At 71.2% G+C, this 10,305-nt stretch carries 9 protein-coding genes and 1 pseudogene; 9 read left to right on the top strand and 1 reads right to left on the bottom strand.

Translation table 11 applies throughout. The features are described from left to right. The first annotated feature begins 37 nt into the window (after positions 1 to 37). From HEP81_RS11440 to HEP81_RS11400, 9 genes and pseudogenes are all read left to right on the top strand, one after another. A pseudogene (locus tag HEP81_RS11440) lies at positions 38 to 717 on the top strand (response regulator). 124 nt (positions 718 to 841) lie between these two features. Continuing rightward, a complete protein-coding gene (locus tag HEP81_RS11435; protein ID WP_172636843.1) occupies positions 842 to 3,631 on the top strand; it encodes a DNA translocase FtsK in 2,790 nt (929 codons plus the stop codon). 337 nt (positions 3,632 to 3,968) lie between these two features. Then, positions 3,969 to 4,811, top strand: coding sequence for a helix-turn-helix domain-containing protein (locus HEP81_RS11430; RefSeq protein ID WP_037662288.1), 843 nt, complete (start codon positions 3,969 to 3,971; stop codon positions 4,809 to 4,811). Positions 4,812 to 4,904: 93 nt separating this feature from the next. Then, on the top strand, positions 4,905 to 6,377 hold the full coding sequence (gene rimO, locus HEP81_RS11425) for a 30S ribosomal protein S12 methylthiotransferase RimO (RefSeq protein ID WP_078967681.1): 1,473 nt from the start codon (positions 4,905 to 4,907) through the stop codon (positions 6,375 to 6,377). Next, positions 6,374 to 7,186: a CDP-diacylglycerol--glycerol-3-phosphate 3-phosphatidyltransferase gene (gene pgsA / locus HEP81_RS11420; protein ID WP_037662283.1), complete on the top strand. Its 813-nt coding sequence runs from the start codon at positions 6,374 to 6,376 to the stop codon at positions 7,184 to 7,186. Before rimO ends, pgsA begins: the two co-directional genes overlap by 4 nt. Beyond that, positions 7,183 to 7,728 (top strand): CinA family protein, encoded by a 546-nt coding sequence (locus HEP81_RS11415; protein ID WP_037662281.1) that lies wholly within the window; start codon positions 7,183 to 7,185, stop codon positions 7,726 to 7,728. Before pgsA ends, HEP81_RS11415 begins: the two co-directional genes overlap by 4 nt. Before the next feature lie 109 nt (positions 7,729 to 7,837). Further along, positions 7,838 to 8,212, top strand: a complete 375-nt coding sequence (locus tag HEP81_RS11410) for a helix-turn-helix domain-containing protein (RefSeq protein ID WP_037662279.1) — start codon at positions 7,838 to 7,840, stop codon at positions 8,210 to 8,212. Positions 8,213 to 8,465: 253 nt separating this feature from the next. Further along, positions 8,466 to 8,936, top strand: a complete 471-nt coding sequence (locus HEP81_RS11405) for a Dps family protein (protein WP_037662276.1) — start codon at positions 8,466 to 8,468, stop codon at positions 8,934 to 8,936. A 59-nt stretch (positions 8,937 to 8,995) separates the two neighbouring features. Next, positions 8,996 to 9,289: a hypothetical protein gene (locus HEP81_RS11400; protein ID WP_037662273.1), complete on the top strand. Its 294-nt coding sequence runs from the start codon at positions 8,996 to 8,998 to the stop codon at positions 9,287 to 9,289. A 22-nt stretch (positions 9,290 to 9,311) separates the two neighbouring features. On the opposite strand, the gene HEP81_RS11395 is transcribed toward HEP81_RS11400, so the two are convergent. Continuing rightward, positions 9,312 to 10,157 (bottom strand): Fpg/Nei family DNA glycosylase, encoded by an 846-nt coding sequence (locus HEP81_RS11395; RefSeq protein WP_037662271.1) that lies wholly within the window; start codon positions 10,155 to 10,157, stop codon positions 9,312 to 9,314. Positions 10,158 to 10,305 lie beyond the last annotated feature (148 nt).

Raw genomic sequence — 10,305 nt, 5'->3', positions numbered from 1 at the left:
GGCGCCCGGTGTACCGCCGGGGCGAGGAGGGCGGGCCATGGTGCAGAAGGCCAAGATCCTCCTGTCGATGACCGGCCGGAGAATCTGCTGGCGCTGGAGGCCATCCTCTCTGCGCTCGATCAGACGCTGGTGCGGGCATCGAGCGGGGAGGAAGCGCTCAAAGCACTGCTCACGGACGATTTCGCGGTCATTCTGCTGGACGTCCAGATGCCGGGCATGGACGGGTTCGAGACAGCGGCGCACATCAAGCGGCGCGAGCGGACCCGGGACATCCCGATCATCTTCCTCACCGCGATCAACCACGGCCCGCACCACACCTTCCGGGGTTACGCGGCCGGCGCGGTGGACTACATCTCCAAGCCGTTCGACCCCTGGGTGCTGCGCGCCAAGGTCTCGGTTTTCGTCGAGCTGTACATGAAGAACTGCCAGCTGCGCGAGCAGGCGGCGCTGCTGCGGCTCCAGTTGGAGGGCGGCGGCAAGGGCGCGGTCGGCGGCAGGGAGTCGGCCGGGCTGCTCGCCGAGCTGTCCGCGCGGCTCGCGGCCGTCGAGGAGCAGGCGGAGGCACTGTCCAAACAGCTGGACGACGACTCCGCGGACGCGGCCGCGGTGGCCACGGCGGCCCATCTGGAGCGCAAACTCACCGGACTGCGCCGCGCGCTCGACGCCCTGGAGCCGGGCACCGGCGCGGGCGGTCCCGCGGTGTCACCGGCCAACTGAGCCGTCCCGAGGCTCCCGTTGCCCATGAGCCCACGTCAGTTCCGCGCCCCGGCAGGGGCGACACGAACGGGTGAAGCTGTGGGCACACGTGTCCACCGTCGTCTCCACCGGTAACCTCAGACCCATGGCCTCACGTCCCTCCGCAGCCAAGAAGCAGCCCGCGAAGAAGGCTGCCGCTCCCGCGAAGGGTCCGGCGAAGAAGGCCGTCGCCGCGAAGAAGGCCCCGGCCAGGAAGGCGCCCGCGAAGAAGGCGCCCGCCCGGAAGACCGCGGCCAGGAAGGTGCCGCCCAAATCGGCGCCCAGCCCCACCGGGGGCGTGTACCGCCTGGCGCGCGCCCTCTGGCTCGGGCTCGCGCACGCGGTCGGCGCCGTATTCCGCGGCATAGGGCAGGGCGCCAAGAACCTCGACCCGGCCCATCGCAAGGACGGCGTGGCGCTGCTGCTGTTCGGCATCGCGCTGATCGTCGCCGCCGGCACCTGGGCCGACCTCAAGGGCCCCGTCGGCGACCTGGTGGAGGTCCTGGTCACCGGCGCCTTCGGCCGGCTCGACCTGCTGGTGCCGATACTGCTCGCGGTGATCGCCGTACGGCTCATCCGGCATCCGGAGAAGCCGGAGGCCAACGGGCGGATCGTGATCGGCCTGTCCGCGCTCCTGATCGGGGTGCTCGGCCAGGTCCACATCGCGTGCGGCTCGCCCGCCCGCAGCGACGGCATGCAGGCCATAAGGGACGCCGGCGGCCTCATCGGCTGGGCGACGGCCACCCCGCTGACGTACACCATGACCGAGATGCTCGCCGTGCCGCTGCTGGTGCTGCTGACCGTCTTCGGGCTGCTCGTGGTGACCGCCACCCCCGTCAACGCCATCCCGCAGCGGCTGCGCGCCCTCGGGGTGCGCCTCGGGGTGCTGCACGAACACGAGCCGGAGGAGTTCGGCGAGGACGACGAGCGCTACGAGGAGCAGTGGCGCGAGGCGCTGCCCGCGCGCTCCCGCGGCCGCTCGGGCGGCCCCCGGGCGTACGACCCCGACGAGGCCGAGGAAGAGGCCCTCTCCGGCCGTCGCGGCCGCCCCAGGCGCTCCGCGGTGCCCCAGCCGGATCCGCGGCGCCGGATGGACGCCGTGGACGTGGCCGCCGCTGCCGCCGCCGCGCTCGACGGCGCCGTGCAGCACGGCCTGCCGCCCTCCCCGCTGGTCGCCGACCTCACCCAGGGCGTCAGCGTCGGCGACCGCGAGGAGACCACCCCGGTCCCGGCCCCCGAGGCGCCCGTCACCGCGGACCCGGAGCCGGCCGCAGCCAAGGCCGCCCCGGCGCCCGCCAAGCCGGTCCCGGCCGCCCGCCCCGAGCAGGGCAAGGGCTCCGTCGTACCCGATCTCACGAAGAAGGCCCCCGAGGAGCCGCGCGAGCTGCCCCCGCGCGCGGAGCAGTTGCAGCTGGCCGGCGACATCACCTACTCGCTGCCCGCCCTGGACCTGCTCCAGCGCGGCGGGCCCGGCAAGGTGCGCAGCGAGGCCAATGACGCCATAGTCGCCTCGCTCACCCAGGTCTTCACCGAGTTCAAGGTCGACGCGGCCGTCACCGGCTTCACCCGCGGCCCGACGGTCACCCGCTATGAGGTCGAGCTCGGCCCGGCCGTGAAGGTGGAGCGGATCACCGCCCTCACCAAGAACATCGCGTACGCCGTCGCCAGCCCGGACGTGCGGATCATCAGCCCCATCCCCGGCAAGTCCGCGGTGGGCATCGAGATCCCCAACACCGACCGGGAGATGGTCAACCTCGGTGATGTGCTGCGGCTCGCGGAGTCCGCCGAGGACGACGACCCGATGCTGGTCGCCTTCGGCAAGGACGTCGAGGGCGGCTATGTCATGCACTCGCTGGCGAAGATGCCGCACATGCTGGTCGCAGGCGCCACCGGCTCCGGCAAGTCGTCCTGCATCAACTGTCTGATCACCTCGATCATGATGCGCGCGACCCCGGAGGACGTGCGGATGATCCTGGTCGACCCCAAGCGGGTCGAGCTGACCGCCTACGAGGGCATCCCGCACCTGATCACGCCGATCATCACCAACCCCAAGCGGGCCGCCGAGGCGCTCCAGTGGGTGGTGCGCGAGATGGACCTGCGCTACGACGACCTCGCCGCCTACGGCTACCGGCACATCGACGACTTCAACCGGGCCGTGCGCGAGGGCCGGGCCAAGCCGCCGGAGGGCAGCGAGCGCGAGCTCCAGCCGTACCCGTACCTGCTGGTGATCGTGGACGAGCTGGCCGACCTGATGATGGTCGCCCCGCGCGACGTCGAGGACTCGATCGTGCGCATCACCCAGCTCGCGCGCGCCGCCGGCATCCACCTGGTGCTCGCGACCCAGCGCCCCTCCGTCGACGTGGTCACCGGTCTGATCAAGGCCAACGTGCCCTCCCGGCTCGCCTTCGCCACCTCCTCGCTGGCCGACTCCCGCGTCATCCTCGACCAGCCCGGCGCCGAGAAGCTGATCGGCAAGGGCGACGGCCTCTTCCTGCCGATGGGCGCCAACAAGCCGACCCGTATGCAGGGCGCCTTCGTGACCGAGGAGGAGGTCGCGGAGGTCGTACGGCACTGCAAGGAGCAGATGACGCCGGTCTTCCGCGAGGACGTCACGGTCGGCACCAAGCAGAAGAAGGAGATCGACGAGGACATCGGCGACGACCTGGACCTGCTCTGCCAGGCGGCCGAACTCGTCGTGTCCACCCAGTTCGGGTCCACGTCCATGCTCCAGCGCAAGCTGCGCGTCGGCTTCGCCAAGGCCGGCCGGCTGATGGACCTCATGGAGTCCCGCAACATCGTGGGGCCCAGCGAGGGATCCAAGGCGCGTGACGTTCTGGTGAAACCCGACGAACTGGACGGCGTGCTCGCCGTGATTCGCGGCGAATCCGAGGGATAGTAATAAGAGCCGCCCGGTTCCGCACGACGAACGCCGGGCGGAGGTGCGCCGTACTGCGTTCGTTCCGGCGTGATCCAGCCGTGCCGTCGTGCTGCGCTCCCGCCCGCCGTGATCCACCCGTTAGAGAGCGGCGGGCAACCGTTTCCCTTTGTCCTACGTCAAGTTGAGCGAGAGGACAGGTGAGCGTCCCTTCTCGGGGTATCCACCTGTTCAGCCCTCGGAGTGTCGGGCCATTCCGATGGCGTAGAAGTTCCTACCGCCCGGTTGCCCCACCCTTTCGTACCCCCCCTAGACTGAGCTCCCAGCACAGGTGGCTACACGCTCGAAAGGCGCCCCCGTGTCCATCGGCAACTCCCCTGAAGACGAGCGTCCCTTCCCAGACGAGTCCCAGGAAGCCCGAATCTCCGTGGGCCGTGCCCTCCAGCAGGCGCGGATCGCGGCCGGGCTCACCGTGGACGACGTCAGCAGCGCCACTCGTGTCCGCCTCGCCATCGTGCACGCCATCGAGGCGGACGACTTCGGCCCCTGCGGCGGCGCCGTGTATGCGCGCGGCCACATCCGGAACCTGGCCAGGGCCGTCCATCTCGATCCCGAGCCGTTGGTCGCCCAGTACGACGCCGAGCACGGCGGCCGGCCCGCGCCCACTCCCGCGGCGCCCCTGTTCGAGGCCGAGCGGATCCGTCCCGAGCGCCGGGGCCCCAACTGGACCGCGGCGATGGTCGCCGCGATCGTCGTGGTGATCGGTTTCGTCGGCTTCACCGCGGTCAAGGGCAGCGACGGTGGCAGCGACTCCAAGTCGCAGCTCGCCGAGGGCTCCACGCCCGCCGCCAGCAAGGCCGCCTCGCCCGCGCCCACCAAGGACAAGCCCACCGACCCGACCCCGGAGCCCACCGACAGCGCCATCGCGGCCGCCCCGCAGGACAAGGTCACCGTCCAGGTCAGCGCGCCCAACGGACGCAGCTGGATCTCGGCCAAGGACCACAACGGGCGGATGCTCTTCGACGGCCTGCTGGACAAGGGCCAGTCCAAGACCTTCCAGGACAGCGCCAAGATCAATCTGATCCTCGGTGACGCCGGTGCGATCGAGCTGTATGTGAACGGCAAGAAGATCGAGGACAACTTCCGGCCCGGCGCCGTGGAGCGTCTGACGTACACCAAGGGCGACCCGGTCGCGGGCTGATCCGGCCCGCCGCGAACCCCGCCGACGGGGTCGGCCGAGTTCGGCCAACCCCGTCGACATGGGCTGTCGGTGAGACAAAGTACTCTTGAGCCCATGCCTGAACGCCGTACCGTCGCACTCGTCACTCTCGGCTGCGCTCGTAACGAGGTGGATTCCGAGGAGCTCGCAGGCCGTTTGGAGGCGGACGGCTGGCAGCTGGTCGAGGACGCCGAGGACGCCGACGTCGCCGTCGTGAACACCTGTGGCTTTGTCGAGGCCGCCAAGAAGGACTCCGTCGACGCCCTCCTGGAGGCCAACGACCTCAAGGGCCATGGCAGAACCCAGGCCGTCGTGGCGGTGGGCTGCATGGCCGAGCGGTACGGCAAGGAACTGGCCGAGGCGCTGCCCGAGGCCGACGGTGTGCTCGGCTTCGACGACTACACCGACATCTCCGACCGCCTCCAGACCATCCTGGCCGGCGGTGTCCACGCCTCGCACACCCCGCGCGACCGCCGCAAGCTGCTGCCGATCAGCCCGGCCGAGCGCCAGGACTCGGCGGCCTCCGTCGCACTGCCGGGCCACGGCCCCAGCGATCTGCCCGAGGGCCTGGCGCCCGCCTCCGGCCCCCGCGCGCCCCTGCGCCGCCGGCTCGACGGCGCCCCCGTGGCCTCGGTGAAGCTCGCCTCCGGCTGCGACCGGCGCTGCTCCTTCTGCGCCATCCCGTCCTTCCGCGGCTCCTTCATCTCCCGCCGCCCCAGCGATGTGCTCAACGAGTCGCGCTGGCTGGCCGAGCAGGGTGTGAAGGAGATCATGCTGGTCTCCGAGAACAACACGTCGTACGGCAAGGACCTCGGCGACATCCGCCTCCTGGAGTCCCTGCTGCCCGAACTGGCCGGGATCGACGGCATCGAGCGGGTCCGGGTGAGCTACCTCCAGCCGGCCGAGATGCGCCCCGGGCTGATCGACGTACTGACCTCGACGCCCAAGATCGCGCCGTACTTCGACCTCTCCTTCCAGCACTCGGCGCCCGCCGTGCTGCGCTCCATGCGCCGCTTCGGTGACACCGACCGCTTCCTGGAGCTGCTCGACACCATCCGCTCCAAGGCCCCCGAGGCCGGTGTGCGCTCCAACTTCATCGTCGGCTTCCCCGGCGAGAGCGAGGCGGACCTCGCCGAGCTGGAGCGCTTCCTGACCGGCGCCCGCCTGGACGCCATCGGTGTCTTCGGCTACTCGGACGAGGACGGCACCGAGGCGGCCACCTACGACAACAAGCTGGACGAGGACGTCGTGGCCGAGCGGCTGGCCCACATCTCCCGGCTCGCCGAGGAGCTGGTCTCGCAGCGCGCCGAGGAGCGTGTCGGCGAGAGCGTGCACGTCATGGTGGAGTCGGTCGACGAGGAAGAGGGTGTGTACGGCCGGGCCGCGCACCAGGCGCCCGAGACCGACGGCCAGGTGCTGCTCACGAGCGGCGAGGGCCTCGCCGTGGGACGTATGGTCGAGGCGAAGGTGGTCGGTACGGAGGGTGTCGACCTGGTGGCCGAGCCGCTGACCGGCTCGCTCGCGTGTAGTGAGGAGGCGGGCAGATGACCGGAGTCCCGGCATCCGCCGCGGGCGGCCCCTCCGGCGCGCAGGGCGCACGGGGTACCGCCGCCGCTGCCGACGGCGTTGCGTCCGAGGTCTCCGGTTCCGCGTCCGCTCCCGGTGCGGCTGTGCCCGGCCGGTCCGCTTCCGGTGGCGAGTCCGCCGCCGACGCCACGGCCGAGGGCAGGCCTGCGCGCGGCGGCAAGATCACGGCCGCGGCGGTCAACCAGGCGAGTGTGTGGAACGTCGCCAATCTGCTGACCATGCTCCGGCTGGTCCTGGTGCCCGGCTTCGTGGCGCTGATGCTGGCGGACGGCGGCTACGACCCGGCCTGGCGCTCGCTGGCCTGGGCGGCCTTCGCCATCGCCATGATCACCGACCTGTTCGACGGCCATCTCGCGCGCACCTACAACCTGGTCACCGACTTCGGCAAGATCGCCGACCCCATCGCCGACAAGGCGATCATGGGGGCGGCGCTGATCTGTCTCTCCTCGCTCGGCGATCTGCCGTGGTGGGTGACGATCGTGATCCTCGGCCGGGAACTCGGCATCACACTGATGCGTTTTCTGGTCATTCGCTACGGCGTGATCCCGGCCAGCCGCGGCGGCAAGCTCAAGACCCTGACCCAGGGCGTGGCCGTCGGCATGTATGTGCTGGCGCTCACCGGATGGCTGGCCTCACTCCGGTTCTGGGTGATGGCAGCGGCGGTCGTCCTGACCGTTGCCACCGGACTTGACTATGTAAGACAAGCCATTGTGCTGCGCAGGCAGGGAATCGCCGAGCGCGCGGCGGCGTTGGAGGAGACGGAAGCGTGAGTTCCCCGGCCACGGAACTGGTGCGACTACTGACAGTGAGGGGCGAGACCCTCGCGGTCGCCGAGTCGCTCACGGGTGGCCTGGTGGCGGCGGAGATCACCGCGGTACCCGGAGCCTCCAAGGTGTTCCGGGGCTCGGTCACGGCCTACGCCACGGAACTCAAGCACCGGCTGCTGGGCGTCGACGCCGCCCTGCTGGAGCGGCGCGGAGCGGTGGACCCGCAGGTCGCGGCCCAGATGGCGGCCGGGGTACGCAAGGCTCTGGATGCCGACTGGGGCATCGCGACCACCGGGGTCGCCGGCCCCGACCCGCAGGACGGCCAACCGGTCGGCACGGTCTTCGTGGCCGCTGACGGATCGCTGACACCGGCCGCGCCTTCCGCCGGTGGCGGAAAAGTGGAGGCCCTGCGGTTGAACGGCAGCCGTACGGAAATCCGTAGGGAGAGTGTACGGAGCGTACTCGCACTGCTCCTGGAGCGGATCGCGGGCGAACAGTTCGGAAATGAGCGGGCACAGGATACGGAACGGAACGGGGGGTTTTGATGTTTGCAGCCCTGAGTGAACACGACATCGCTCCCCGCACGGCCGCAGCGCGAGGCGGTACGGTGGGGCGTGAAGGATGCGGCTACGCGGTCCGAGGAGGGAGCCACCGATGATTCTGCTCCGTCGCCTGCTGGGTGACGTGCTGCGTCGGCAGCGCCAACGCCAGGGCCGTACTCTGCGCGAAGTCTCCTCGTCCGCCCGAGTCTCACTCGGCTATCTCTCCGAGGTGGAGCGGGGGCAGAAGGAGGCTTCCTCCGAGCTGCTCTCCGCCATCTGCGACGCGCTGGACGTACGGATGTCGGAACTCATGCGTGAAGTGAGCGACGAACTGGCGCTCGCCGAGCTGGCCCAGTCCGCCGCGGCCACCGAGCCCGTACCCACGTCGGTCCGTCCGATGCTGGGTTCCGTCTCGGTGACCGGTGTGCCACCGGAACGGGTGACCATCAAGGCACCCGCGAAGGCGGTGGACGTGGTCGCCGCCTGACCTACGCGGCGCCGCGCCCGACGGGCACAGCCAGACACAGCCAGACATGGACGAGGCCCCGGCCGGGCTTCTCGGGAGATCCCCGGGGAGCGTGGCCGGGGCCTCGTGCTGTGCGCCCGTATGCGTCTGGTGCTGTACATCCATATGTCTGCGTGTACGCGCTTCCATACGTCCATTTGCCGGGTCCTGGTGGGGCGGTCATGGTGGAGGGACATGTCGGCCATGAGGGCCGCCGGAGCGCCGGAGGAAGCGGATGTACGTCGTGAAGAGCCCGTTGGCCGACGCGGACCTGAAGACCGTGGCCGAGGCGCTGCAAGGCGCGCTGGTCGACCTGGTGGACCTGTCCCTGGTCGCCAAGCAGATCCACTGGAACATCGTCGGGCCCCGCTTCCGCTCCATCCACCTCCAGCTGGACGAGGTCGTCGCCTCCGCCCGCACCCACTCCGACACCGTGGCCGAGCGCGCCTCGGCGCTGGGCGTCCCGCCGGACGGCCGCGCCGCCACCGTTTCCTCGACCAGCGGGATCAAAACGACTCCGTCCGGATGGATCAAGGACGGGGACGCGGTCGGTGCGATGGTGGACGCCCTCGGTTCCGTCATCACCCGGATGCGGGAGCGTGTGCACACGACCGAGGCGCCGGACCCGGTGTCCCAGGACATCTTCATCCAGATAACGGCCGACCTGGAGAAGCATCACTGGATGTTCCAGGCGGAGAACGCGTAGCGTCCGCCGGTGCCGCCGGGTAGCGGGTGCGAGCCGGCGTCCGGCGGGAGGTGGCGCGCATGACGGGGCGGGCGGTGCGCCGGACGCTGGCGCTGGCATGCGGCGCGGTCTGGTGGTGGGCGGTGCTGCGGCTCGCCCTCGGGCAGGGCGCGGGCGTGCTGGAGGCCGCGGTCGCGGCCGGCGGATGGGGGCTCAGCGTGCTGCCGGTGCACTGCGCGCCCAAGGGGAAGGCGCAGGGGGAGCTGGCCCCGGGGCGGTGGGCGGCGGCCTGGCGGGCGGGGCGGACCGGTACGGGTGCCGACGCCGCCGGGCTGTCCGCACAAGGACGTTCGCGGGGGTTTCCCGGCCCGTGAGCCGTCGGGTCCGGCGGGTGCGTCAGCTAGGACTACGACGGTGTCGCTCGCGCCAGCGCTGGGGGGCGTCCGGCGCCGGGGCGGGGCCGGTCTGGCAGGTGGGGCACCAGTAGGTGGGACGTTCCTGGGAGCCGTCGCCCTGGTCGGCCACGCGGACCGAGGTGCGGCAGCGCAGACAGGGGCGGGGCGCCCGGCCGTACACGAACAGGTCCTGGTGGCGCAGGCCCGTGGTCTGGCGGACCGGGCGGTCTCGGTTGGCCTCCAGCAGTCGGTGCGCGAGGCCGGGCAGCTTCTCGGCACGGTCCGCGGGGAGCGCGCCGACGGGCAGCCAGGGGGTGGCGCCGAGCAGGAAGCACAGCTCGCTCTTGTAGATGTTGCCGATCCCGGCCAGATTGCGCTGGTCGAGCAGGGCCTCGCCGAGGGGGCGGGCGGGATCCGTGCGCAGATTGGCCAGCGCGCGCTCCGGATCCCAGTCGGGGCCGAGCAGATCGGGACCGAGGTGGCCCACCACCCGCTCCTCCTCGGTGGTGCGCAGCAGTTCGAGCACCTGGAGGCGGTATCCGACGGCCGTGCGGTGCTCGGTGCCGAGGATCACGCGGATCTGGTGCCCGGGACCGCCGCGCCAGCGCTCGCCCGCGCCGTACACCTTCCACGCGCCCTCCATCCGCAGATGCGTGTGCAGGGTCAGGCCGCCCTCGAACCGGGTGAGCAGATGTTTGCCGCGCGGAACCGTGCTCAGCACCCGGCGGCCGGTGAGATCGACGGTCGCGTACTTCGGCACCCGGAAGTCGCTACGGATCAGCACCTCACCCGCGAGCGCCTCGTGCAACCGCCGCGCGGCCTGCCAGACCGTGTCACCTTCGGGCATGGGTCAAGGGTGCCATGGGGGAGGCGGGGGCGGGGTGGACGGGGAGAGGGCGGCGTCGGCAGGGGGCGGCGACGGTGCGGGCGGCCTGGTGGAGGGGGTGGGCCCGAGCGGGTGCGGGAGAGTGTTGGGGCGTGAGGGGGCGGTCCGT

Origin of the sequence: Streptomyces griseofuscus (genome assembly GCF_014673495.1) — a bacterium.
GTDB lineage: Bacteria > Actinomycetota > Actinomycetes > Streptomycetales > Streptomycetaceae > Streptomyces > Streptomyces murinus.
Note: the sequence above shows the minus strand (reverse complement) of the source record. Positions and strands in the feature narration are given on the sequence as shown.

Bases quoted from the DNA above. Each gene is read 5' to 3' on its own strand.
- HEP81_RS11400 (WP_037662273.1), top strand. From the start codon at position 8,996: ATGACGGGGCGGGCGGTGCGCCGGACGCTGGCGCTGGCATGCGGCGCG.
- HEP81_RS11410 (WP_037662279.1), top strand. From the start codon at position 7,838: ATGATTCTGCTCCGTCGCCTGCTGGGTGACGTGCTGCGTCGGCAGCGC.
- rimO (WP_078967681.1), top strand. From the start codon at position 4,905: ATGCCTGAACGCCGTACCGTCGCACTCGTCACTCTCGGCTGCGCTCGT.
- HEP81_RS11405 (WP_037662276.1), top strand. From the start codon at position 8,466: ATGTACGTCGTGAAGAGCCCGTTGGCCGACGCGGACCTGAAGACCGTG.
- pgsA (WP_037662283.1), top strand. From the start codon at position 6,374: ATGACCGGAGTCCCGGCATCCGCCGCGGGCGGCCCCTCCGGCGCGCAG.
- HEP81_RS11435 (WP_172636843.1), top strand. From the start codon at position 842: ATGGCCTCACGTCCCTCCGCAGCCAAGAAGCAGCCCGCGAAGAAGGCT.
- HEP81_RS11395 (WP_037662271.1), bottom strand. From the start codon at position 10,157: ATGCCCGAAGGTGACACGGTCTGGCAGGCCGCGCGGCGGTTGCACGAG.